The following is a 24242-nucleotide window of genomic DNA, read 5'->3' as shown; positions in this document are numbered from 1 at the left end:
GCATGGGGGTCCCTTCGCTGGGTGGATGTGCTGGTCAGGGTACCGCCGGTGGGGGGTGGGTGGCGGGGTGGGCGAGGTTGTGCGGTGCCTTGTGCTGGGGGCGGGGCGGGGGTGGGCCTGCGCTGGTCGGCGCTTGCGGGGTGCTCCGCGTTGGTGTGGGCCGGGGGTGTTCGCGCAGCCCGGCGCTTGCGGGGTGCCGTCGCGCCCACCCGTGCCGCCCCAGCTGCACGACTGCCCACGGAGGCCGGAGGCAGGCGACTGCCCGCGAGGGGGGAGGCAGCGGTCGGCCGTGGGTGGTGTGGTTAGGACGATCTGATGATGGCCAAGGCTTCGTCGCGGATTTTGGTCATCGTTGCCTCGTCCCGGGCCTCCGCGTTCAGGCGGAGGAGGGGTTCCGTGTTGGAGGGGCGGACGTTGAACCACCAGTCGGTGGAGGTGACGGTGAGGCCGTCCAGTTCGTCGAGGGTGATGCCGTCGCGGCCCTCGTACGCGGCCCTGATCGCGGCGAGGCGGGCGGTCTGGTCGTCGACCGTGGAGTTGATCTCGCCGGAGCCCGCGTAGCGGTCGTACTGGGCGACCAGGGCCGACAGCGTGCCCTGCTGGCCGCCGAGGGCGGCGAGGACGTGCAGGGCGGCCAGCATGCCCGTGTCGGCGTTCCAGAAGTCGCGGAAGTAGTAGTGCGCGGAGTGCTCGCCGCCGAAGATCGCTCCGGTCCTGGCCATCTCGGCCTTGATGAAGGAGTGGCCGACGCGGGTGCGTTCGGGGGTGCCGCCGTTCTCCCGTACGACCTCGGGGACCGACCAGGAGGTGATCAGGTTGTGGATGACCGTGCCCCTGCCGCCGTTGCGGGCCAGCTCGCGGGAGGCGACCAGGGCGGTGATCGCGGACGGGGAGACCGGTTCGCCCCGCTCGTCGACGACGAAGCAGCGGTCGGCGTCGCCGTCGAAGGCGAGGCCGAGGTCGGCGCCCTCCTCACGGACCCGCCTCCGCAGGTCGACGAGGTTGGCCGGGTCGAGGGGGTTGGCCTCGTGGTTGGGGAAGGTGCCGTCGAGTTCGAAGTACATCGGGACGAGGGTGAGCGGCAGTCCGGCGAAGACCGTCGGGACCGTGTGCCCGCCCATGCCGTTGCCCGCGTCGACGACGACCTTCAGGGGGCGGAGGGAGGCCAGGTCGACGAGCGAGCGCAGGTGTGCCGCGTAGTCGTCCAACGTGTCGCGCCGGGTGATCGTTCCCCGGGTGCCGGTCATCGGTTCCGGGGCGCCCGACTCGCTCCACCGCTCGACGAGTTCCCGGATCTCCGTCAGGCCCGTGTCCTGGCCGACCGGCGCCGCGCCCGCGCGGCACAGCTTGATGCCGTTGTACCGCGCCGGGTTGTGGGACGCGGTGAACATCGCGCCGGGGAGGTCCAGGGCGCCCGAGGCGTAGTAGAGCTGGTCCGTGGAGCACAGGCCGATCTCGGTGACGTCGGCGCCCTGGGCGGCGGCCCCGCGCGCGAAGGCGCCCGACAGCCCGGGGGACGACGGCCGCATGTCGTGGCCGGTGACGACGGCGGTCGCGCCGGTCACCCGGACGAAGGCGGCGCCGAAGAGTTCGGCCAGGGACTCGTCCCACTGGTCGGGGACGACTCCGCGCACGTCGTACGCCTTGACGATCTGCGACAGATCAGCAGCCACGGCCAACCCTTCCGGAAGTCCTGTCGGTCACCACAAACTACCCGTAGAGGGTGACACTCCGGTCGGGGCCACCGGACGGACTTCCGCACGTCGCGGACGCTCAGGGCAGCATCCAGTCGAGCGCCGCCGTGCTCTGGCCCACCACGAGCAGGCACATCACGAGCAGCAGGCCGAGGCTCCAGGGCAGCACCTTGCGCAGCAGGTCGCCCTCGCGGCCCGCCAGTCCGACGGCCGCGCAGGCGATGGTGAGGTTCTGCGGCGAGATCATCTTGCCGAGGACGCCGCCGGAGCTGTTGGCGGCGGCGAGCAGGTCGGGGGAGAGACCGGACTGCTGGGCGGCGGTCACCTGGAGGGCGCCGAAGAGGGCGTTGGAGGAGGTGTCCGAGCCGGAGACGGCGACCCCGAACCAGCCGAGGACCGGGGACAGGAAGGCGAGGCCGGCCCCGGCCGCGGCCACGGAGTGGCCGATGGTCGCCGCCTGACCCGAGAGGTTCATGACGTAGGCCAGGGCCAGGACGGACGTCACCGTGAGGATCGCGAACCGCAGTTCGTGGACCGTCGCCAGCCACTCCTTGACCGCCACGCGCGCGTGCACCCCGATCACCGCCGTCGTGAGCACCCCCGCGAACAGGACGAGGGTGCCGCCGGTGGAGACGATCGGCCAGGTGAACACGTTGCCGCCGACGGGCTCACCGCCCGGGCCCGCCACGTCCAGGAAGGGCCAGTCGTAGGTCTGGGTGGCACCGGCGAGCCAGTCCTTCACCGCCGGGATCTGGGCGACGGAGAAGACCGCGACGATCAGCGCGTACGGGGCGTAGGCCCGTACCACCTCGCCGCGCGGGTCCTCCTCGTCCAGTTCCTCGCTGCGCGCGCCGGTCAGCACGGAGGCCCGTACGGACTCGGTGGCGGGCACGCGCGCGTGCGGTACGGCGACCAGGGCGCCCGCGCCGGCCAGGGCGGCGCCGATGTCGGCGAGTTGCGCGGAGACGTAGTTGGAGGCGGCGAACTGCGCCACGGCGAAGGCGGCTCCGCAGACCAGTGCGGGGATCCAGGTCTCGCGCAGGCCGCGGCGTCCGTCCACCAGCCAGACCAGCACGAGAGGCACCACCAGGGCCAGCAGCGGGGTCTGGCGGCCGACGACGGACGCCACGGAGTCCAGTGGCAGGCCGGTGACCTGGGCGAGCGTGACGACCGGTGTGCCCATGGCGCCGAACGCCACCGGCGCGGTGTTGGCGACCAGCGCGACCACGGCGGCGCGTACGGGGTCGAAGCCGAGGGCCACCAGCATCACGGCGGAGATCGCGACGGGGGCGCCGAACCCGGCGAGGGCCTCCAGCAGGGCGCCGAAGCAGAACGCGATGACGAGTGCCTGGATGCGGGGGTCGTCGGAGAGGCGGCCGAAGGAACGGCGGAGGATGTCGAAGTGGCGGGTGCGGACGGTCATCCGGTAGACCCACAGGGCGTTGATGACGATCCACATGATGGGGAAGACGCCGAAGACGGCGCCCTGGACGCCGCCGGAGAGCGTCTGGCCCAGCGGCATGCCGTACGCCAGACAGGCCACCAGGACGGCCGCCAGCAGGCCGATCAGGCCCGCGAGGTGCGCCTTCATCCGGACGCCGCCGAGCAGGACCAGGACGATCACGAGTGGCAGGGCCGCCACCAGGGCGGAGAGGCCGAGCGAGCCGGCGACGGGTTCCAGTTCCTGGACGTACACGGGCGCCTCCCGGATTCCGCCATGCGAAAGCGATTTCTCGCCGCGTTCCAGGGAATGGTCGTGTCCGCGACAAGTGGGCGTCAATGGGCGTGCGGGGGTTTATGGGGTGCTCGAGGTGCGGGAAGGGAGGCTCGCCCGGTCAGTTGTCCGGGGAACGGAGTACGCGCAGGTGGCCGCGGCGCGCGACCTCCATGGGGTCCGCGGTGCGGGACCCGCCGCCCGCTCCCGCCGCTCGCTCCTGGGGACGGGCCGCCTCTCGCACCGCGTTCGCAAGCGCTTCCAGGTCGTCCCCGCTGGGCTGGGCCGGGGCCGAACCGTCGAGCAGACGGACGACCTCCCAGCCGCGCGGCGCGGTGAGGCGCTCGGAGTGTTCGGCGCACAGGTCGTAGCAGTGGGGTTCGGCGTAGGTGGCGAGCGGGCCGAGGACCGCGGTCGAGTCGGCGTAGACGTACGTCAGCGTCGCGACGGCGGGACGGCCGCAGGCGGTGCGCGAACAGCGACGTACAGGGCTCACGATGTTGGACGGTACCGCACTCTTGAGCGGGCCGCGACGACTCTCCACCAGGTCACTCCACCGTGTCGCGGTATGAAATGCCTCACATGCCCCTTTGGGGGTACCTTGCTGACCTGGTTCGACGCGGAGGCCCGGGGGTTCGCCGGTACTGATTTCGGTCACCAGTTGGTACAAACACCGTCAATTGCCTTGAGGCTGTCGGTCTCGGAGAGATACGGAATCGATCCCAACCTTGGCTGGAATGGTCATGTTGTGACATGCCGTGCGGGTCGGCCGGAAGGCGTGCGGGGATCGGGCGGGGTGGCGACGTGGCGACTACGCTTCGCAGTGATGGACAGCTCTGTGACGCCCCGTGCCGCCGGACCCGGCCCCGGGCCCCGACGTCGTGATCGCCACGGCCGGGGCATGCGCGGCCCGATCGCACCTCCCCAGGTGCCGCTCGCCGCGAGCCGTGCGGAGACGTTCGCGGATCTCGTGCAGGACTCCGTGGAGCGGCTGGAGCGACGGTGGCCGCAGTTGGCCGACATCGATTTCCTGGTGCTGGACGTGCCGCGGCTGGACGGGAGTGCCTGGAGCGACGAGCCGGTGCCGCTGGGTGGGACCGTGGCTGCTCGTGAGGGGCGGTCGGCGCGGGTGGTGGTGTACCGGCGGCCGGTGGAGATCCGCACCAAGGGGCGGGACGAGCGGGCGGCTCTCGTGCACGAGGTCGTGGTCGAGCAGGTGGCGGAGTTGCTGGGGCTGACGCCGGAGACGGTGGATCCGCGGTACGGGGAGGACTGACCGGGGGTTGTGCGCGGGCGCGGGCGTGCGGGGGGGTCACGCACCCGGTGCCTGCACCGTGCCGCGCGTCGGGGTGGGCCGGGGGGTGACACGCAGCCCGGCGTCCGCGGGAGCGGTGGGAGCGGAAGCGCCGGGAGCGGCGCGTTCGCGCCGCTCCCGGTGTGCGGTCACTTCTGCAGGATCGACAGGTCCTCGGTCGACGTCGGTACCGCGACCGTGCCCCGGTCGTCCGGGAGGGGCTGGACCGTGAAGAACGGGACGTCGTTCTCCGTCGCCGTCAGCGTCCGGGACGCGTAGACCGGTGCGCCCGACTGGGGTTCCACCGTGAGGGCGTACGTGCCCTTCACCCCGGCCGGCACCGGCGCCTCGATGTCCTGCGTCGTGCCCGACTTGATCGTGTACGTCTTCGAGGCCTCCGTACCGCCCTCGGTGCCCGCCGAGGCCGTGACCTTGATCTTCGCCGTGCCCCCGGGAGCCGTCACCGAGAGCGTCGTGCCCTTGGCCGTGTTGTCCACGGACGTGGCACGCGTGCCGACCGGTCGTGCGGCCGGGACGAAGGCCGACTCCTGGTCGTCGCCCTCGCCGCGCAGCACCCGTGCCGCCGCCACGATTGGGACGGAGTCGTCCGCCGCCGTCAGGACCAGGGAGCCCGCCTCACCGCGCATGATGTCGTCCAGGTCGACGGCCGTCGTCATGCCGCCCTTCACGTGGAGGGTTTCGTGGCCGGCCGGGGTGATCAGGCCGGAGGGGGAGGCGAGGCGCACCTTCAGGTCGACGTCGGCGTCACCGGGGGTGAAGGCGACCAGGCGTACGGCGGTGGCGTCCTTCGGGATGCCGGGCAGGACCAGGCTGCCGGACGGGTCGGTCGACGCGGGCAGCCAGTCGCCGCCCCGCTTGGCGTCCAGGGCCTGCACGGCGGCACCGACCCGGCCGCTGCGGACCACCACGTGCACGGTCACATCGGTCTGCTTCTCGTCGGTGAGCGTCGAGAGCAGGACCGGCTCGGCGGAGTGCGGCTGGACCGTGATGTCCTCCCCCACCGTCGTCTTGAGCGCACCGTCCTTGCCGTAGAGCTCGATGTCCACGACCGCCGCCGAGTCGTCGGGGTTGGTCAGATGGACGTAGTCGGTGCGGTCGGCGTCGGTGCTCGCGCCGGGGAACCAGAACTCCGTGTCCGGAGCCGTGCAGGTGACGCCGTGCATGCCCCGGCCCGTGCCCGCGGTGACCGTTGTCGTCTCCTGCACGGTCCAGCCCGGCGCGAAGCGGCCCTCGGCGGTGCCGAGGAGGGCGGGGGACTCGCCGCCGGTCGTCTCCCCGGTGACCGGTTTGCCGGGGTCCTCGGGCTCCAGGAGGGGCTTCTCGGACTTGGCGTCCTTGTCGTCCTCGGTTTTCGACTCGTCCGGCTTCTGCTCCGTGGCGGGCTGGAGTCCGGCCCTGCCTTCGGCCTCCGCGCCCTTCGTGACCGGTGTGAAGGACGTGTACGTCGTCTCGGCCAGGTCGGAGGTGCTGGGCGCGGGGCACACCAGGCTCGTGCGTTCCACGGGGAGGTGGGCCGCCGCCTCCGCCGTCCCGTCCGTGGCCTTGGCGTCCGGTGAGGACACCGCGGCGAAGCCGGTGACGGCGGCGAGCGCGGTCACGCCCGCGATCAGGGACAGGGTGGTGCGGTTCACTGCTGGCTCCCGTCGGGACGCTCACTGCCCGTGCCGTGGGGGTCGTACGACGTGTCGTAGCCCTGGGTGTAGTTCTGGTCGTAGCCCTGTGCGTAGGTCTGGTCGTACGGCGTCTGCTGGGTGCCGTAGGCGTACGGGTCGTACTCGCCGCCCTGGGGGTAGGCCTCCGCCGGGTAGGGCCGGCCGTAGGCGTCCGCCGGGTACTGCTGGTACTGCTCGTCCGGGTAGGCGTTCGGGTACTGCGCCGCCGCGTCCCAGTCGCTGTGGTCGGGCTGTTGCGGGACGGGGGCGGGCGGCTGCTCGGGCGGGGTGGGGAAGTCCTCGTCGGCGCCCGGTCCTCCGGCGGCGGACTCCGCTTCGGCGGCGGACTCCGCCTCGGCCTGGGCGCGCAGGCGGCGGGCGCGGCGGCCCTCGCCGGCCATGGCCTCGGCGGGGACGGCCGGCTCCTCGGGCAGGTCGTCGTCGATGTCGCGGCGGCGGCCCGGCAGGGCCATGACGACGAGGACGACGGCGAGCAGGCCCTGGGCCCACAGCCAGGCGGTGCGGGTGACCGGGTCGTCGTAGGTGACGTTCAGCGTGCCGCCGGAGGCGGGGAGCTGGAAGCCCTGGGCCCAGCCGTCGACCGTGACGCGGGTCAGCGGCTTGCCGTCGAGGGTGGCGGTCCAGCCGTCGGCGGCGGTGTCGGCGAGGCGGAGGACCCGGCCCTCCGCGCCGTTCGGGATCTTGGTGTGGATGTCGACCGGTCCGGCGGCGACGGGCACGGGCTCGGCGTCGCCGTCCTCGGCGGGGACGATGCTCGCGCGGGAGACCTGCCGGTCCACCCGCCACAGCGCGCCGCCCGCCTGCTGGCTGAGCCGGGACAGACCCGGGGTGGCGTCCAGGACACGGGTGACCTCGCGCGGTGCGCCCGGGTGGACGAGGACGTAGCGGACGGCGAAGCCGCCGAGCTGGTCGGCCTGGTCGGCGCCGGAGCCGGCGACGAGGTTGGCGACGACCTTGTCGAGCCCGGTGTTCTCGCCGTCCACCGCGGCGATCTCCGCGTCGCCCATGCGGGCGCCGGAGCCGCGGACCAGGACGTAGCCGACCTGTGCGGTGGAGTCGCTGTCGAGGACGAGGGTGCGCGCCTGGTCCCGGGTGCCGCTCTCCTCGGCGACGAACGCGGGCACCTGGACGGGGTCGCGCCGCTCCACGGGTCCGTCGGCGCCACGGATCATCCAGCCGGCGACGGCGACCAGCGGGCCGACCGCGCAGGCGAGGGCGATCAGCGCGGCGACCGGCTGGCGCCAGCCGAAGCTCTGCTCGGCGACACGCGCGCGTGCCCCGTCGGCGCCGAGCGTGGCGGCGGCCAGGACGGCGAGGCCGTAGACGAGGGTCGCGGGGCCCGCCCAGGTGGAGCTGTTGGACAGGACCGCGAAGACGAGGCCCACCAGGGCGGCCACCCACGCGGTGAGGATCGCCGTCCGGCGTTCGGAGCGGAGCAGGGCCGCGAGTGCGGCGAGCACCAGACCGATGAGCACCAGGCCGCCGACGGTGCCCGGGCCGCCCGGGCTCGCGCCGAGCAGGTCGAGGGCGGAGGCGGCGGAGGGGCCGTACTCCAGGCCCGCTTCCCGGAAGAAGCCGAACGGGAGGAGGGAGAGCGACCACGGGGCGAGGACCAGCAGGGGGGTGCCCAGCTGGGCCAGGAAGCGCAGTCCGTAGGCCGGGATGTCACTCCTGCGCAGGGCCAGTACGCCGACGCCGAGGACGACGGCGATGGGCCACACGATCGGGGTGAACGCCGTGGTGACCGTCAGCAGCAGGGCGTACGCCCAGGTGGCGCGCCAACTGCCGCGGGTGCCCCCGGGTTTCGTGAGGCCGCTCGCGGCGATGCCCGCGCGGGCGATCAGCGGCAGCAGCACGGCGAGTACGGCGGTGCCGATGCGGCCGCCGGCCAGGGCGCCGGTCGCGGCGGGCAGGAAGGCGTAGGCGACGGCCGCCCACGCGCGCAGCAGCCGGGACTCGACGAGCGGGCGGGAGGCGAAGTACGCGGTGAGGCCGGCCAGCGGTACCGAGCAGACCAGGAGGATCGTGACGGCGAGGCCGGTGGAGCCGAGCAGGAGGGAGGCGAAGGCCGCGACGATCGCCAGGTAGGGCGGTGCGGATCCGGTGCCGCCGGCGCCCACGGTGTGCCAGGCGTCGGTGTAGCGGGCCCACAGCTCACCGGCGTCGGCGGGTGCGGGGAGCAGAGCGCCGCCCGCGAGCGCGCCGCCGTCGAAGAGCTGGCGGCAGGCCGCGAGGGAGACGAGCAGCAGCGCCAGGAAGAGCACCGGGCCGGGCTTGCGGGCGATGCGCTTGAGGCGGGCGAACTGCTCGACCTCCAGGAAGTCGGCGTCGTCGCCGCCGGGTCCCGACTCGGCGGTGCCGCCGTGGCGTCCCGCGCCGGAGGCGGCTTCGGGGTCGGAGCGGCCGACGAGGCTGCTCGCGACCTGTTCCACGGTGACGCGGACGGTCGCGCCGGGCGGCGGGAACAGCGGCCGCATCTCGCCCTTGTCGGCCCCCGGGCTGCCGCGGTGACGCCGTCCGGCGAGGATCCGTTCGGGCCTCAGCAGGGTGCCCATGAGGCCGCGGATCTCGTCGACGGCCTGTCCGGGGACCTTGCCGACGAGGTAGGCGAGGGTGCGGAGCAGGGTGCCGAGGACGACGCGCAGCAGCACCCAGGGCAGGGCGGCCGTGCGGACGTTGACGAGCAGGGTGTAGACGGCGCCCGCCTTGTCCACCTTGTGCGGGGAGGCGGCGGTGCGGCCCACGCAGTCGACGGTGCGGCGCTCGCGGGAGGCGGCCTCGGCGTGCCGGACGACCGCGTCGGGGGCGATCAGGACCCGGTGTCCCGCGGAGTGGGCGCGCCAGCACAGGTCGACGTCGTCGCGCATGAGGGGCAGATGCCGGTCGAACCCGCCGAGCCGGTCGAAGACGTCGCGGCGGACGAGCATGCCGGCGGTGGACACCGACAGCACGGGCCGTACGTGGTCGTGCTGGCCCTGGTCCTGTTCGCGGCGGTCCAGGCCGGTCCAGCGGCGCCCGGAGTTGGCGATGGAGACGCCGACCTCGAGGAGCTGCCTGCGGTCGTACCAGCCGCGGAGCTTGGGGCCGACGACGGCGACGTCGTCACGGCCGAGCTCGTACTCGTTCTCCACGACGCGCAGCATCTGGGCCAGCGCGTCGGGTTCGGGCGCGCAGTCGTCGTGCAGCAGCCACAGCCACTGCACCGGCTCCCCGTGCGGGAGGTCCGGCAGGTCGTAGGCGTCGTCGCGCCAGCTGCGGGTGACCGGGTCCCAGCCGCTCGGCCGCTTCAAATACGGCAGGTCGTCCGGCGTGAGGTGCGGGGCGTTGCGGTTGCACTCCTCGACCGCCTGGCCGAAGCCGGTGCGCCGGGCGAGGTGCAGCACGTGTTCGTCACCGAGGGCCTCGGTGACCAGCCGGGCGGAGTCGTCCGCGCTGCCGGTGTCGGCACCCATGGCGAACTGGACGGGGCGCTCCTGGCCGAGCAGCCCGGCGAGCGCGTCGGGCAGCCAGCGGGCGCCGTCGTGGGAGACGAGGACCGCGGTCACCACGTGACGCGGGAACTCAGGTGTGGCAGCGAGGTCTTGCCGGGCTGCCGTGTGGCTGTGCACGGACATCGAGGTACGGGCCCCGGTTCGGTGGTCTGGGGGGAACGCCTGTGCCCGATGGGGGCAGCGGGGCGTCTCGGACGAGCGACCACACTATCGGCTGGGCAACACAACGGCCCGCCCCCTGTGGACAACCCACCTGCGACGGGCCTGGGAAGTGACGTATGTACGCATTGGATCCTCCCCCGGCCGGAACAGGGGGATTCATGGCTCACACCGCCTGCGGATCAGCGCCCCGGCAGGACTTCCGCGGCCGACGACCGACGACCGGCACCGGTCGGATCGGCCCCGGCCCGGTTCGATCCGGCCGGGCACGGAGGCTCGTGCGCCGTCCCGGCCCTCGATCAGCACGGTGTACGCGCACGACGAGAGAAAGCGCGTACAGCGGTGAAGCGCCGTTCGTCAGACGGCGGCCTTCTTGAGCCGGCGGCGTTCGCGCTCGGACAGTCCCCCCCAGATGCCGAAGCGCTCGTCGTTGGCGAGGGCGTACTCGAGGCACTCGGAGCGGACCTCGCACGCGAGGCAGACCTTCTTCGCCTCCCGGGTCGAGCCGCCCTTCTCGGGGAAGAAGGACTCGGGGTCGGTCTGGGCGCACAGCGCGCGCTCCTGCCAGCCGAGCTCCTCGTCCGCGTCGTCGACCAGCAGTTGCTGCACCAGCTCGGTCATGTGCGCCCCTCGTCCGTCCTTCGCGTCCCCGTGATCCAGCCGTTACCGATCCCGGCTGAACGACACGAGTGAAATTACAAGTGTGCTGCTCCGGGCGAGTCAAGCCGAGATCTGCTATTGGGCCCCTTATTCACTCTGCGGAACCAAGGCCGAGCGGAAAGTGTTCAAATCGTCCTAAACCTTGACACGCGTGTGGGTCCCGTGAGGGCTTCCGTCCCCACACGGAGCCTCCATGGGGAGGACGCCCGGGGGATCGATCTCGTTCCGACACCCGCACCGGAGCGAACCGGATCACAGTCGGATCACGGGATCGCAACGGCGTGCGGGCGCCCGGTCGTGGGCACCTTGTGTCCCGGGAAACGATTGAGCAAACCTTTCACCTGCGAGATGAACCGGATGAGGTGAACCATGTCCCACATATCGGGCGTCGAGTTGACAGTGGAGGAGTGAACCGCTGTCCTAGTGGGCATGCTCGCGAATTCGGCACTCACCTCGACCCGCTCCGCCGGGTTCCTCGGTGCTGCCCGCGCTCGCTGTAGCTGTCGCTGTTCCGGCTGTTGAGCCCCCTCCCGTAGCTCCAGCCCCGCCGGGCCACAGATCCGGCTCTGTTTCCTTCGCTCCCACCAGGGCCCCCTCGCCGCCGCCCGCGACCCGGGCGCACGCGACGCGACACCCTCACCCCCACCGCTTCTCCGCCAAGGAACCTCCGCATCCATGAACAGCGACAGCGACCTCCAGATCGCCGGTGACATCCTCGAAGTCCCGCACCTGCTCCAGCCCCCGCGCGAGCACCCGGCCACCGTCGCCGAGTTCGCCGGCCTGGCCCGCTCCATCGCCGCCGACCGCTCCCAGTGGGAGCACCTCGTCGAGTACGACGCCACCAGCCGCTGGTACCACCGGCTGCGCACCGGCCCCGGCTACGAGGTGTGGCTGCTGTCCTGGGTGCCCGGCCAGGGCAGCGGACCGCACGACCACGGCCGCTCCTCCGGCGTGCTCACCGTCCTGGACGGCACCCTGACCGAGCGCACCGAGCGCGGCACGCGCGCGTTGACGGCCGGCGCGCAGCGCGTGTTCGCGCCGGGCTACGTGCACGAGGTCGTCAACGACACGCTGGAACCCGCGGTCAGCCTGCACATCTACTACCCGGGCCTGACCGAGATGCCCATGCACACCACCCCCCACTGCGAGGCGCGCACGGCACCCGGCCCGGTGACTGCCTGACGCGATGTCGTAGCCGCCTGCAAGGATGGCCCCATGCGCATTGTGGTTCTGGCAGGCGGCATCGGCGGTGCCCGTTTCCTGCGCGGTCTGAAGCGGGCCGTGCCGGACGCGGACATCACGGTCATCGGCAACACCGGGGACGACATCCACCTCTTCGGGCTGAAGGTCTGCCCGGACCTCGACACGGTGATGTACACGCTCGGCGGCGGCATCGACGAGGAGCAGGGCTGGGGGCGGGCCGACGAGACCTTCCACCTCAAGGAGGAGCTCGCGGCGTACGGCGTCGGCCCGGAGTGGTTCGGGCTCGGCGACCGGGACTTCGCCACACACATCGTGCGGACGCAGATGCTCGGCGCCGGATTCCCGCTCAGCGCGGTGACCGAGGCGCTCTGCGACCGCTGGAAGCCCGGCGTGCGCCTCATCCCGATGACCGACGACCGCGTGGAGACGCACGTGGCCGTGGAGCTGGACGGCGAGCGCAAGGCGGTCCACTTCCAGGAGTACTGGGTGCGGCTGCGGGCCTCGGTGCCGGCCGAGGCGGTCGTGCCGGTCGGTGCGGAGCAGGCGAAGCCGGCGCCGGGCGTCCTGGAGGCGATCGCCGGGGCCGACGTGATCCTCTTCCCGCCGTCCAACCCCGTGGTCTCCGTCGGCACCATCCTCGCCGTCCCCGGCATCCGGGAGGCGATCGCCGACGCGGGCGTGCCGGTGATCGGCCTGTCGCCGATCGTCGGGGACGCGCCCGTGCGCGGCATGGCCGACAAGGTGCTGGCGGCCGTCGGCGTGGAGTCCACGGCCCCGGCGGTGGCCGAGCACTACGGCTCGGGCCTGCTGGACGGCTGGCTGGTCGACACGGTCGACGCGGCCTGCGTGGAGCGCGTCGAGGCGGCCGGGATCCGCTGCCGGGCCGTGCCGCTGATGATGACCGACGTCGACGCGGCCGCGCGGATGGCGCGGGAGGCGCTGACGCTGGCGGAGGAGGTCCGGGCGGTATGAGCGGCACGGGCTACCGGGTCTGGCCCGTGGCGGGCCTGCCCGAGATCCGCGAGGGCGACGACCTGGCCAAGCTGATCGCGGCCGCCGCACCGGACCTGTCCGACGGCGACGTCCTCCTCGTCACCTCGAAGATCGTCTCCAAGGCGGAGGGCCGGATCGTCGAGGCGGCGGACCGGGAGGCCGCGATCGACGCGGAGACGGTGCGCGTGGTGGCCCGGCGCGGCTCCCTGCGCATCGTCGAGAACCGGCAGGGCCTGGTCATGGCCGCGGCCGGAGTCGACGCCTCCAACACCCCCGCCGGCACGGTCCTGCTGCTGCCCGAGGATCCGGACGCCTCCGCGCGGGCGATCCGCGAGGGTCTGCGCGACGCCCTCGGCGTCGAGGTCGGCGTGATCGTCACCGACACCTTCGGCCGGCCCTGGCGCGCGGGGCTGACCGATGTCGCGATCGGCGCGGCGGGCGTCCGGGTGCTGGACGACCTGCGCGGCGGCACCGACGCGTACGGCAATCCGCTCAGCGCCACGGTCGTCGCCACGGCCGACGAGCTCGCCGCGGCGGGCGATCTGGTCAAGGGCAAGGCGTCCGGCCTGCCGGTGGCCGTGGTCCGCGGGCTGCCGCACGTGGTGGCGGCCGACGACGGCGAGGGCGCGCGGGCGATGGTCCGCGGCGCGCGCGACGACATGTTCCGCCTCGGCACGTCCGAGGCGGTGCGCCAGGCGGTGACCCAGCGCCGTACGGTGCGGGCCTTCACGGACGAGCCGGTCGACCCCGGAGCCGTACGCCGCGCGGTGGCCGCCGCGGTCACGGCACCGGCCCCGCACCACACCACACCGTGGCGTTTCGTGCTGCTGGAGTCCCCCGGATCCCGCACCCGCCTCCTGGACGCCATGCGCGAGGCGTGGATCGCGGACCTGCGCCGCGACGGCAGGACGGAGGAGTCGATCGCCAAGCGCGTCCGCCGCGGCGACGTCCTGCGCAACGCGCCGTACCTGGTCGTCCCCTGCCTGGTCATGGACGGCTCGCACACCTACGGGGACGCGCGGCGGGACGGCGCGGAGCGGGAGATGTTCGTGGTCGCCACGGGCGCCGGCGTGCAGAACTTCCTGGTCGCGCTGGCCGGGGAGCGGCTGGGCTCGGCATGGGTGTCGTCGACGATGTTCTGCCGCGAGGTGGTCCGCGAGGTCCTGGACCTGCCGGCGGACTGGGACCCGATGGGCGCGGTGGCGATCGGCCACCCGGCGGAGGACCCGCGCCCGCGGCCGGAGCGGGACGCGGGCGGTTTCATCGAGGTGCGGTGAGCCTGTTCATCGAGGTGCGGTGAGCCTGCGCCTACCCTCGTAGCGGCCCTCGCTTCACTTCCACCCCCGGGAGCTCTCGTGGCAGGACGTTTCGCTCCCCGCCCGACTCGTACGACCGTGCGCGGCGGGCATGTCGCCGTGCCCGAGGGAACCCCCCGCCGGGCACCGGCTCCGGCCCGCGTACGGACGTGGGTGCCGGAGGGGCCCCTGGACCTCGGGCTGGTCCTCGGGCCGCTGCGGCGGGGACCGGGTGATCCGACGTTCCGGGCGCTGCCGGACGGTTCCGTGTGGCGGGCCAGCCTGACGCCGGCGGGTCCGGGGACGCTCCGGGTGACGGGGCGTTCCGGCGAGATCAGGGGCGAGGCATGGGGGCCGGGCGCCGACTGGCTCCTGGACAAGCTGCCGGAGATGCTCGGTGCCGCCGACGACCCGTCCGCCTTCGTGCCCCGGCACAGGCTGCTGGCGCTGACCCGGCACCGGCGTCCGGGACTGCGGCTGACGCGGACCGGGCTGGTGCTGGAGTCGCTGATTCCGTCGATTCTGGAGCAGAAGGTCACGACGGGGGAGGCGTACCGGGCGTGGCGACTGCTGGTACGGAAGTACGGGGAGCCGGCGCCCGGGCCCGCGCCGGAGCGGATGTCGGTGATGCCGGCGCCGCGGACGTGGGCGCTGATCCCCTCCTGGGAGTGGCACCGGGCCGGGGTCGACGACAAGCGGGCGTCGACGGTCCTGCGGGCCGTGCGGGTCGCTGCGCGGCTGGAGGAGGCGGTGGGGATGGATCCGGAGGCGGCGCAGGCGCGGTTGGAGCTGGTGTCGGGGATCGGGCCGTGGACGTCGGCGGAGACGGTGCAGCGGAGTCACGGGGCGGTGGATGCGGTGACCGTGGGGGATCTGCATCTGCCGGGGATCGTGGGGTGGGCGCTCGCGGGGGACCGGTATGCGGATGACGCGGTGATGTTGTCGCTGCTGGAGCCGTATGCGGGGCAGCGGCACCGGGCCGCGCGGTTGATCCTGTTGAGCGGGAAGGTGCCGGGGCGGCGGGCGCCGCGGATGCCGTACGGGGATATCGGGCGGCTTTGAGGTTCGGCTGGGCCGGTGCCGTACGGGGTGCCCCGCGTCGGGGTGGGCCGGGGGTGGGTCGCGCGGCCCGGCGCTAGCGGGGTGCCTCCCCCAGAGGGGGTACCCCCAGCGCCCACCCGTGCCGCCCTGGGGGCACCTCCCAGGCCCTTGAGGCACTGGGGGAGGCACGACTGCCCACGGAGACGCGGCCCCGACCCACCGCAAGCCCTCACCGGACCGAAAGCCGCCCCGGGCGTCTACTGGTCGGACGAGAAGCGGACCGCGCCCGCCGGGATCGTCGCGTCGCACCAGACGCGGGCGCCCTCGCGGAGTTCGTTGCGGGGGCCGATGATCGCTCCGTCGCCTATGACCGTGCCGGTGAGGACCGACCGTTCGCCCACCCGTGCCCGCGTACCGATCAGCGAGTCCGTGATGACCGCGCCCGGTTCGATCACCGCCCCCGGCAGGATCGTGCTGCCGAAGACGCGCGCGCCCTCCGCCACGAACGCGCCCTCGCCCACCACCGTCCCGCCCGCCAGCTTCGCGTCCGGTGCCACGGTCGCCGTGGGCAGCACCAGCCGGTCCCCGCAGCGCCCGGGCACCGCCGGCGACGGCGCACGGCCCAGCACCAGATCCGCCGAGCCCCGTACGAAGGCCGCCGGGGTCCCCAGGTCCAGCCAGTACGTGGAGTCGACCATCCCCTGCAGATGCGCCCCCGCCGCCAGCAGCCCCGGGAACGTCTCCCGTTCCACCGACACCACCCGCCCCGCCGGGATCGTGTCGATCACCGACCGGCGGAAGACGTACGCCCCCGCGTTGATCTGGTCGGTGACGATCTCCTCCGGCGTCTGCGGCTTCTCCAGGAACGCCCGCACCCGCCCCGACTCGTCCGTCGGCACCAGCCCGTACGCCCGCGGGTCCGTCACCTTCGTCAGGTGCAGCGAGACGTCCGCGCCGGTCGTCTCGTGCGTCCGCACCAGCGCCCGGATGTCCAGCCCCGTCAGGATGTCCCCGTTGAAGATCAGCACCGGCTCGTCCGGCCCCGAGTGCAGCCGGGACGCGGCGTTCCGGATGGCGCCGCCCGTACCGAGCGGCTCCTCCTCCGTCATGTACTCGATGTGCAGCCCGAGGGCCGCCCCGTCGCCGAAGTACGGCTCGAAGACCTCGGCCAGATAGGACGTGGCCAGGACGATGTGCTCGACGCCCGCCGCTCTCGCTCTCGCCAGCTGGTGCGTGAGGAAGGGCACCCCGGCCGCCGGGACCATGGGCTTGGGCGTGTGCACCGTGAGCGGTCGCAGCCGCGTGCCCTTGCCGCCGACCAGGAGGATCGCTTCTGTCACCTGTCGTCTCTGCTTCCTGCCGGGACCGGCCGATCTGTCTTTCGGCCGGCCAGTGTATGCAGACCGCCTCCGGCAGGAAGGAGCGCCCGGCCCGCCTCAGCGGCCCTGGTAACGAGCTGCCGTGGCACGCGCGGTGCCGAGCTTCTTGTACAGCTTCCCCCCTGGGCACGAGGTGTTGAACCCGTCCCGGTGACCGGAGATCACGTTCAGTCGTACCTTCTTACCTTTTCGGTAGAGATTGCCACCGGCGGACTTCAGATATGTCTGGGCGCGCGGATTCATCCCGTACAGTCCGAGTTTCCACGCGGTGAGCCGGGCGACGGCCTTCACGGCGGAGGAGGACGGCTTCTTGGAGCCGTAGGAACCGATCACCGCGATGCCCGTGGTGTCGGTGTTGAAGCCCATGGTGTGGGCCCCCTTGACCGGCTTCGCCACTCCCCCGGCCCGGCCCTCGTAGATCCTGCCGCACTTGTCGACGAGGAAGTTGTAGCCGATGTCCCGCCAGCCCAGGCTCCGCACGTGATAGCGGTAGAACCCGCGGACGAGCGAAGGGGCCTGCGCGCACTCGTAGTTGTTGCCGGAGGCGGTGTGGTGCACGAAGGCCGCCTTGACCTTGCCGGTGTACACGAACCGCTTCTTCCGCAGGCTCTCGTCGGCCCCCCAGCCGCGCCGGGTGACGATGGCGGGGCGCGGCCCGATGTACGGCTCGGCCCGCTGCTGCTCGGTCAGTTCGGCCCCGTGCAGGGTGAGGTACTCCTGCCGGGTCCGCTCGCCGTCCAGCGCGGGGATCTCCAGGGCGCCGAGCGGTGCGAGTGCGGAGTTGGCCGCGGAGGCGGCGGTCGCCTCGGCGCTCATGACGCCGATGCGCGGCCCCTCCAGGGCCTCGTCACCCGGGTCGACGAGCTCGAGCCGCAGCCCGGAGGGCACCACCGAGTGGTCGCCGACTCCGGACTCACCGACCCCGAGCCCCCCGGCCCCGAACTCACCGACCCCGAACCCCTCGGCCCCGGACTCACCAACCCCGAACTCCCCGCCTCCGAACCCATCCGCCCCGGCCCCCTCGCCCCCACCCTCACCGGGCTCCGGCTGAACCCGGATCTCCACCCCGTCCGACTCCCCCACCCACAGCGGCGCCGTGGCGCCGCGCACCCCGTCCGCGGCGCCCTCCGCGCTGCCCGGGTCGGCCACGTGGTCGGCGTAGTGCGTCTCGACGTCCCGCCAGCCGGACCAGGCGCCGGTGCCCGCCGCCCGGGTGCGGACCCGGACGCGGCCGTGGAGTTCGGCGGCGGGGTCGTCCCAGACGACGCCGAGGAGGGAGAAGGGCCGTACGGCCCGCGGGGCGAGGCCGAGGACGGTGGCGCCGGAGGCACGGTCACGGGTGAGGGGTCCCAGGGACAACGACTGGGTACTGCCGGGCACGTCGGGCCGGGCCGTCCCCGCTGCGCGCGTGGCCGCTCCTGCCGTCGGCGCCGGTCTCGCGTCCGCCGCGGTGGAGGGCGGAGCGAGCGGGAGGGCGAGGGCGGCGGCGCAGGTGACACCGATTGAGGAAGCAAGAATTCCACGCATGCCCCTGAGCTTGGACACAGTCAGACAAATCTGTCCATCGGGGATTTGACGGCCCGTCGGAGCCGGTTCCCCCGAACCGGTGCCCCCGGCAGGCGGTGCGCGCGGACGGGTCCGCGTACGCTTGCATGGGTGAACGCCACCGACCGCACCCCTGCCGACCTGCTGGGTTCCGCGCTCGCCGCGGACCCGGGACGCCCCCTGGTGACCTTCTACGACGACGCCACGGGCGAACGCGTCGAATTGTCCGTGGCCACCTTCGCCAATTGGGTGGCCAAGACCGCCAACCTCCTCCAGGACGAGCTGTCCGTGGAACCCGGCGACCGGGTGGCCCTGCTGCTGCCCGCGCACTGGCAGACGGCGGTCTGGCTGCTGGCGTGCGCGTCGGTGGGCGCGGTCGCGGACGTGGCCGGGGACCCGGCGGCGGCGGACGTGACCGTGAGCGGTCCGGAGCCGGAGTCGCTGGAGGCCGCGCGGGCCTGCTCGGGGGCCAGGATCGCGCTGGCGCTCAGGCCGCTCGGCGGGCGCTTCCCGCAGCCGCCGGAGGGCTTCGCCGACTACGCCGTCGAGGTGCCGGGGCAGGGCGACCGCTTCGTGCCGTACGCGCCCGTCGACCCCGAGGCGCCGGCGCTGATCGTGGCGGGCCGGGAGTTCACCGGGGCGGAGGTGGTCGAGCGGGCCCGGGCCGAGGCTCCGGAGCTCGGTCTGACCGGGCCCGGCTCGCGGATCCTGTCGGGGCGGCCGTACGACACGTGGGAGGGCCTGAACACGGGCCTGTACGGGCCGCTGGCGACCGGCGGCTCCGTGGTGCTGTGCCGGAACCTGGACCGTCTGGGGGACGACGCCCTGGACAAGCGGGTGGAGAGCGAACGGGTGACGGTCATCGCCCGGTGACGGCACCGCCGCCCGCCGCGCCGCGAAAGCCCCCCGGAAGGACACCGTCCACCACCCCACCGGAACCAACGCTCCACGCCACCGGAACCGGCCCTCCACACCCCCACCCGTCCGCTCCCTCCCCCGTCCGGCGCACCACCACCCGCCCCGCACCTCCCTCCCGCGTCATCGTCGTACGCAACGGCACCACCAGACGCCGTACGCAGTGAGGGGTGGACCCGGTCATGAGTGACTCCGCAGGCGCGTCCTCCGCGCAACCGGGAGGCAGGCGTGCCCTCGGCCCGGGGGCGGGGTCCTCGGCGAGCGGGCGGGGGCGGGCCCGGCGCCGGCGGCGCTGGGCGTGCGGTACCGGGCTCGCGGTCGCCCTCGTGCTGCTCGCGGCCGCGGGCGCCGGGTGGGCGGTGTACAGGAAGCTGGAGGGGAACATCACCCCGGACGAGGCGGCGGCCGCCGAACTCGCGCGGTACGAGGAGGAGCGGCCCGCCGCGCTCGCCGAGGGCGCCCGGAACATCCTGCTGATCGGCTCGGACTCGCGCTCCGGGGACGAGAACCGCCGCTACGGGCGGGACGCGGGGACCGAGCGTTCGGACACCGTGATCCTGCTGCATCTGTCGGCGGGCCGGCGCGGCGCCACCGCGGTGTCCGTCCCCCGGGACCTGATGGTGGACGTGCCCGGCTGCCGCCGCCCCGACGGATCGCGTTCCGAGCCGATGTTCACGATGTTCAACTCCGCCTTCGCGCTGGGCGGTTCGGCCTGCACCATCCGAACGGTGGAGAAACTCACGGACATCCGGGTCGACCACCACGTCGTCGTCGACTTCGCCGGTTTCAAGGACATGGTCGACGCGGTGGACGGCGTCGAGGTGTGCCTGCGCGAGCCCGTCGACGACGAGGACGCCGAGCTGAAGCTGCCCGCGGGCCGGGTGACACTGAACGGGGAGCAGGCGCTCGGCTATGTCCGCGCCCGCAAGACCCTCGGTGACGGCAGCGACACCAGCCGTATGGAACGGCAGCAACGCTTCCTCGGCGCACTCGTCAACAAGGTGAGCGGCAATGACGTCCTGCTGAATCCGGTGAAGCTGTATCCCGTTCTGGACGCGGCCACCTCGTCCCTCACGACCGACCCGGGGCTGGCCAGTCTGCGGAGTCTGTACGACCTCGCACGCGGGCTGCGGGAGATCCCCACGGAAGGCGTGCGATTCCTGACCGTTCCGCGGGAGCCGTACGCCGGGAACGCCGACCGGGACCAACTCGCACAGCCCGCGGCGGAGAAACTGTTCGAGCGACTGCGCAGGGACGCACCCGTGCAGGTCGATACGGACAGTGACACGAAGGCCACGGAAAGGGAATCCGGAAAGCCGTCCGGCCTCGCCTCTCCCACACCGACGTTCTCGGGCAACACGGCCGCCGAGGACACCTGTGCGTAAAGCCTTCCCCGGGGCCGCGCACCTTTGTCCAGGGAAATGGGCGGATTGCCCACTTGTGAAGGCGTGGAATTCGTCACCGGCGTCGCTTCGACTCGATCAGGACCGTTAGTGTGAGCGCTCCGGTGCGTCCGTTCTTTCAGGCCCGTCCTGAGGTCCCGCACTGTGTGACCGAGACCCGAGCGCCTCGGGAGGAAAAAGGCGCCGCGTGGCCCGACGGAGGATTCAAGCGACCGTGGACTCGCAAGAGCGTGGGCGGGCGGGGAACGTCGATCCCGCAGACCAGTGGGTACTCAACCCGAGCACCGGCGAATACGAACTGCGACTGAGCCCTTCCGCACCGCAGTCACCGGTCCCCGGACCGCGCGGCCCACGCCCCCCGGGCACGGGCACCGCGCGCGGCCGGTCGGCCTCACCGGGCCGTGCGTCCGAGCGGTCCCGCCGCGGGACGCCGGAGCGGGAGGCACCTGACCGTGAGGCGCCCGGCCGGGAGGTGCCGCCGCAGCGCAGACGCCGGGGCGCTCCGGAGGAGCCGCCCCCGGGGCGGCGCGGACGCCGGCCGGCGAAGAAGAAGTCGAAGGCGAAGAAGGTCCTGCTGTGGACCGGCGGCACGATGGCGTTCGTGGTGCTCGCCGCCGGTACGGCCGGTTACCTCTATCTGGAGCATCTGAACGACAACATCCAGTCCGTCTCCGACGACGGCGCCAGCACCGGTGGCTTCAGCAAGGACAAGGCGATCAACATCCTGCTGATCGGCACCGACAAGCGCACCGGCGAGGGCAACGGCAGCTACGGCGACAAGGGCAGTGCCGGTCACGCCGACACCACGCTCCTGCTGCACGTCTCGAAGGACCGTACGAACGCGACCGCGCTCAGCATCCCGCGTGACCTGATAGTCGACATCCCCGACTGCCCGACCGAGCAGGAGGACGGCAGCCAGGAGGTCATCCCGGGCTCCACCGGCGTCCGCTTCAACACCAGCCTCGGCCAGAGCGGCCGCACCCCCAGCTGCACCATGCGTACGGTGACCGAGCTGACCGGGATCAAGCCGGACAACTTCATGGTGGCCGACTTCAACGCGGTGAAGACGCTGACCTCGGCGGTCGGCGGCGTCGAGGTGTGCCTGGCGAAGGACATCGACGACCCGGACTCCCACCTGAAGCTGCCGGCGGGCACGCATACCGTCGAGGGCGAGGAGGCGCTGGCGTTCGTGCGCACCCGGCACTCGGTCGGCACGGGCGGCGACCTGAGCCGGATCGAGCTGCAGCAGCAGTTCCTGAGCTCGCTGATGCGGAAGCTGAAGTCGAACGACACCCTCACCAGCCCGTCGAAGATGATCAAGCTGGCCGAGGCGGGCACCGAGGCGCTCACCGTCGACTCCCAGCTGGACAGCATCAACAAGCTCAAGGACCTCGGCCTGGAGCTGGGCAAGCTCAACGTCAAGAACCTGACCTTCACGACCGTGCCGGTGGTCGACAACCCCGCGGAGACGGTGAAGGCGACCGTCGTCGTCGACGAGGCCCAGGCCCCGGAGATCTTCGACCTGATCAAGAACGACGTGTCGTTCACCGAGGTCAAGCAGCAGAAGAAGAAGGAGAAGGCCGCCGTCGCCGCCCGGCTGAAGGGCGAGAAGGCACCGGCGTCCGAAGTCCGCGTACGGATCCTCAACGGCGGCGCCGAAGACGGCAGCGCCCAGGAGGTCCTCAGCTGGCTCCAGGTCGAAGAGGGCATCGACAAGTCGGAGAACGCCGGCAACGCACCGGAGGAACTGAGCAAGACCACTCTCGAGTACGCCCCTGACCAGGCGGACCAGGCACGCCGCCTGGCCGACGTCATGGGCCTGTCCGGGGCGGCGATGAAGCCCGGCGAGAGCGTCACCAACGCCCAGGGCGTGCCCGCGATGACACTGACCCTCGGCGAGGACTTCAAGGGTGCCGGCGTCTCGCTCACGACCCCGTCCAAGGCGCCCGACGACATCAAGAAGTCCACGGCGGACAAGGTCGAGTGCGCCAAGTGACCTGACGGGCCTGTCCCGCGTCCTCCAGGGCGCGGGACAGGCCCGTTCCATGGTGCGAGGGGTGGGGGGACGCGACGATGGCGCGGAGCGGTGTGCACGAGGGGCCCGTCCGGCCCGGCCGCGCGGGCGGGGGCCGCTCCGACGGGCGGCCGGCCCCGGACGGCGGTGGCGGCCCGGGGAGAGGCGGACCGCGGTCGCCCGGCGGGCGGGGGCGGCGCACGCTGCGCTGGTCGGCGACGACCCTGGCCGTACTGATACTCGGGACGTCCGGCGCCGGTCACCTGTACTACGGGCATCTGAACGGCAACATCGAGAAGGGCGAGCGCAGCAGCGGTGACTCCGAGGCGCACAAGGCCGAGCCGAACGCGGCCGGGCAGACGCCGCTGAACATCCTGCTGATCGGCTCCGACAGCCGTGCCTCCGACGAGAACGTCGAGCTCGGCGGCGGCCGGGACACCCGGGGCAACCCGCCGCTGGGCGACGTGCAGATGCTGATCCACCTCGCCGCCGACCGCGAGAGCGCGGCCGTGGTGAGCGTTCCGCGGGACACCCGGGTCGACATCCCCGAGTGCACCGACCCGGAGACCGGGGACGCCTACCCGGCGACCAACGACATCATCAACACCTCGCTGGCCCGCGGCGGTCCGGGCTGCACGCTGGCCACCTGGCAGAACCTCACCGGCGTCTACATCGACCACTGGATGACGGTCGACTTCGCCGGCGTGGTGAGCATGGCCGACGCCGTCGGCGGTGTCGAGGTCTGCGTCAACCAGAACGTGTGGGACCGTCCGCTGCCCGGCGTGCCCGGCGGCTCGGGTCTGAGGATGAAGGCCGGGTCCGAGAAGGTCGAGGGCGAACGGGCGCTGCAGTGGCTGCGCACCCGGCACGCCTGGGGCAGTGACCTGCTGCGGGCCCGGGCACAGCACATGTACCTGAACTCGATGATCCGCACCCTGCGGGACCAGGACGTCTTCACCGACACCGGCAGGCTGATGGACCTGGCCGAGGCGGCGACCACGTCGCTGAAGGTCTCGGAGGAGATCGGCTCGGTGAAGAAGCTGTACGACCTGGGGATGCAGCTGAAGACGGTGCCGCCGGACCGCATCACGATGACGACGCTGCCCACGGCCGAGGACCCGCAGAACCGCAACCACCTGGTCGCGGCCGGTGCCGGTGCCGAGCGGGTGTGGACCATGCTCCGTGACGACGTGGCCTTCGACGGCAAGGGCGGCAGGACCGGCAAGGAAGGGAAGGACGGGAAGGACGGGAAGAAGGCGTCCGGCGAGGACGGGCCGGCCTCCGGCGACCCGGCCGCACCGGACGGCGAGATCGGTGTCCTGGTGCAGAACGCCACCCGGTCCGCGACCCTCGGCCCGGTCGGCGGCCGGGCGGGCGCGATCGCCCGGTCGCTGGTGACGAAGGGCTTCACGCGGGCCGTGCCGGACACCTCCCGCGCCCTCGCCGAGGAGCGGACCGTCGTGCGCCATCCGGGCGCCGGGTCGCGGGGGGACGCCCGGCGGGTCGCCGAGTCGCTGGGGATTCCCCCGGGCTCGGTCGAGCAGTCCGCCGACGTCTTCGGTGTCACGGTCGTGGTCGGCGCGGACTGGCGGGAGGGCACGGCCTATCCGGAGCAGTCTCCGCCCGGGACCGGGGACCTGCCGGAGGACGCCGACGCCCTCGACGCCGCGGAGACGGGCACGTGCATGGACGTGTACGGGCCCTACCGCTGGTAGCGGACTCCGCCGTCCGCGGGACGGTGCTCCCGG

General features: G+C 72.8%; 17 protein-coding genes. 9 read left to right on the top strand and 8 right to left on the bottom strand.

What is annotated here, in order from left to right:
• Nucleotides 1-302: 302 nt before the first annotated feature.
• From KUM38_RS15110 to KUM38_RS15100, 3 genes are all read right to left on the bottom strand, one after another.
• The gene (locus tag KUM38_RS15110; RefSeq protein ID WP_217129877.1) at nt 303-1673 is read right to left on the bottom strand and encodes a phosphomannomutase/phosphoglucomutase; all 1371 of its coding nucleotides are present in this window, start codon (nt 1671-1673) and stop codon (nt 303-305) included.
• Nucleotides 1674-1773: 100 nt separating this feature from the next.
• Nucleotides 1774-3390 (bottom strand): L-lactate permease, encoded by a 1617-nt coding sequence (locus KUM38_RS15105; protein ID WP_217129876.1) that lies wholly within the window; start codon nt 3388-3390, stop codon nt 1774-1776.
• Between the two features lie 139 nt (nt 3391-3529).
• Nucleotides 3530-3952, bottom strand: a complete 423-nt coding sequence (locus KUM38_RS15100) for a DUF3499 domain-containing protein (protein WP_040907000.1) — start codon at nt 3950-3952, stop codon at nt 3530-3532.
• Between the two features lie 282 nt (nt 3953-4234).
• Between KUM38_RS15100 and KUM38_RS15095 the strand changes: the two genes are divergently transcribed.
• On the top strand, nt 4235-4684 hold the full coding sequence (locus KUM38_RS15095; RefSeq protein ID WP_217129875.1) for a metallopeptidase family protein: 450 nt from the start codon (nt 4235-4237) through the stop codon (nt 4682-4684).
• A gap of 167 nt (nt 4685-4851) precedes the next feature.
• Here KUM38_RS15095 and KUM38_RS15090 read toward each other — a convergent pair whose 3' ends face one another.
• The 3 genes from KUM38_RS15090 to KUM38_RS15080 all read right to left on the bottom strand — a co-directional run bounded on the left by KUM38_RS15090 (nt 4852) and on the right by KUM38_RS15080 (nt 10667).
• Complete coding sequence (locus KUM38_RS15090; RefSeq protein WP_217129874.1) at nt 4852-6354, bottom strand: DUF5719 family protein; 1503 nt, start codon at nt 6352-6354, stop codon at nt 4852-4854.
• The gene (locus KUM38_RS15085; protein ID WP_217129873.1) at nt 6351-10010 is read right to left on the bottom strand and encodes a glycosyltransferase; all 3660 of its coding nucleotides are present in this window, start codon (nt 10008-10010) and stop codon (nt 6351-6353) included. Before KUM38_RS15085 ends, KUM38_RS15090 begins: the two co-directional genes overlap by 4 nt.
• A 393-nt stretch (nt 10011-10403) precedes the next feature.
• Nucleotides 10404-10667: a WhiB family transcriptional regulator gene (locus tag KUM38_RS15080; RefSeq protein ID WP_003975777.1), complete on the bottom strand. Its 264-nt coding sequence runs from the start codon at nt 10665-10667 to the stop codon at nt 10404-10406.
• A gap of 714 nt (nt 10668-11381) precedes the next feature.
• Between KUM38_RS15080 and KUM38_RS15075 the strand changes: the two genes are divergently transcribed.
• The 4 genes from KUM38_RS15075 (at nt 11382) to KUM38_RS15060 (ending at nt 15259) form a co-directional block, all read left to right on the top strand.
• The gene (locus KUM38_RS15075) at nt 11382-11888 is read left to right on the top strand and encodes a cysteine dioxygenase family protein (RefSeq protein WP_217129872.1); all 507 of its coding nucleotides are present in this window, start codon (nt 11382-11384) and stop codon (nt 11886-11888) included.
• Between the two features lie 33 nt (nt 11889-11921).
• Complete coding sequence (gene cofD, locus KUM38_RS15070) at nt 11922-12881, top strand: 2-phospho-L-lactate transferase (RefSeq protein ID WP_217129871.1); 960 nt, start codon at nt 11922-11924, stop codon at nt 12879-12881.
• Entirely contained in the window at nt 12878-14179 is a 1302-nt protein-coding gene (locus KUM38_RS15065) for a coenzyme F420-0:L-glutamate ligase (RefSeq protein WP_217129870.1), read from the top strand. Before cofD ends, KUM38_RS15065 begins: the two co-directional genes overlap by 4 nt.
• Before the next feature lie 78 nt (nt 14180-14257).
• On the top strand, nt 14258-15259 hold the full coding sequence (locus KUM38_RS15060) for a DNA-3-methyladenine glycosylase (RefSeq protein ID WP_217129869.1): 1002 nt from the start codon (nt 14258-14260) through the stop codon (nt 15257-15259).
• A gap of 236 nt (nt 15260-15495) precedes the next feature.
• Here the strand turns inward: KUM38_RS15060 and KUM38_RS15055 are convergent, their stop codons facing one another.
• Together KUM38_RS15055 and KUM38_RS15050 are read right to left on the bottom strand one after the other, a co-directional pair.
• Nucleotides 15496-16578, bottom strand: a complete 1083-nt coding sequence (locus KUM38_RS15055; RefSeq protein WP_217129868.1) for a sugar phosphate nucleotidyltransferase — start codon at nt 16576-16578, stop codon at nt 15496-15498.
• A 96-nt stretch (nt 16579-16674) separates the two neighbouring features.
• Nucleotides 16675-18144 carry a peptidoglycan recognition protein gene (locus KUM38_RS15050; RefSeq protein ID WP_217129867.1) on the bottom strand — a complete coding sequence of 490 codons (1470 nt, stop codon included), beginning with the start codon at nt 18142-18144 and terminating at the stop codon, nt 16675-16677.
• A gap of 129 nt (nt 18145-18273) precedes the next feature.
• Here KUM38_RS15050 and KUM38_RS15045 point away from each other — a divergent pair, with 129 nt between their 5' ends.
• The 4 genes from KUM38_RS15045 (at nt 18274) to KUM38_RS15030 (ending at nt 24209) form a co-directional block, all read left to right on the top strand.
• Nucleotides 18274-19035, top strand: coding sequence for a TIGR03089 family protein (locus KUM38_RS15045; RefSeq protein WP_217129866.1), 762 nt, complete (start codon nt 18274-18276; stop codon nt 19033-19035).
• Between the two features lie 224 nt (nt 19036-19259).
• Entirely contained in the window at nt 19260-20462 is a 1203-nt protein-coding gene (locus KUM38_RS15040) for an LCP family protein (RefSeq protein ID WP_217129865.1), read from the top strand.
• Nucleotides 20463-20694: 232 nt separating this feature from the next.
• On the top strand, nt 20695-22476 hold the full coding sequence (locus KUM38_RS15035) for an LCP family protein (RefSeq protein ID WP_217129864.1): 1782 nt from the start codon (nt 20695-20697) through the stop codon (nt 22474-22476).
• A 77-nt stretch (nt 22477-22553) separates the two neighbouring features.
• Nucleotides 22554-24209, top strand: a complete 1656-nt coding sequence (locus KUM38_RS15030) for an LCP family protein (protein WP_217129863.1) — start codon at nt 22554-22556, stop codon at nt 24207-24209.
• The last annotated feature ends 33 nt before the right edge of the window (nt 24210-24242 follow it).

Source organism: Streptomyces sp. AC558_RSS880 (assembly GCF_019049255.1).
Taxonomy (GTDB): Bacteria; Actinomycetota; Actinomycetes; order Streptomycetales; family Streptomycetaceae; genus Streptomyces.
This window is presented reverse-complemented; position numbering and strand designations above follow the sequence as displayed.

Bases quoted from the DNA above. Each gene is read 5' to 3' on its own strand.
- KUM38_RS15095 (WP_217129875.1), top strand. From the start codon at position 4,235: ATGGACAGCTCTGTGACGCCCCGTGCCGCCGGACCCGGCCCCGGGCCC.
- KUM38_RS15085 (WP_217129873.1), bottom strand. From the start codon at position 10,010: ATGTCCGTGCACAGCCACACGGCAGCCCGGCAAGACCTCGCTGCCACA.
- KUM38_RS15080 (WP_003975777.1), bottom strand. From the start codon at position 10,667: ATGACCGAGCTGGTGCAGCAACTGCTGGTCGACGACGCGGACGAGGAG.
- KUM38_RS15075 (WP_217129872.1), top strand. From the start codon at position 11,382: ATGAACAGCGACAGCGACCTCCAGATCGCCGGTGACATCCTCGAAGTC.
- cofD (WP_217129871.1), top strand. From the start codon at position 11,922: ATGCGCATTGTGGTTCTGGCAGGCGGCATCGGCGGTGCCCGTTTCCTG.
- KUM38_RS15065 (WP_217129870.1), top strand. From the start codon at position 12,878: ATGAGCGGCACGGGCTACCGGGTCTGGCCCGTGGCGGGCCTGCCCGAG.
- KUM38_RS15050 (WP_217129867.1), bottom strand. From the start codon at position 18,144: ATGCGTGGAATTCTTGCTTCCTCAATCGGTGTCACCTGCGCCGCCGCC.
- KUM38_RS15040 (WP_217129865.1), top strand. From the start codon at position 19,260: ATGAGTGACTCCGCAGGCGCGTCCTCCGCGCAACCGGGAGGCAGGCGT.
- KUM38_RS15030 (WP_217129863.1), top strand. From the start codon at position 22,554: ATGGCGCGGAGCGGTGTGCACGAGGGGCCCGTCCGGCCCGGCCGCGCG.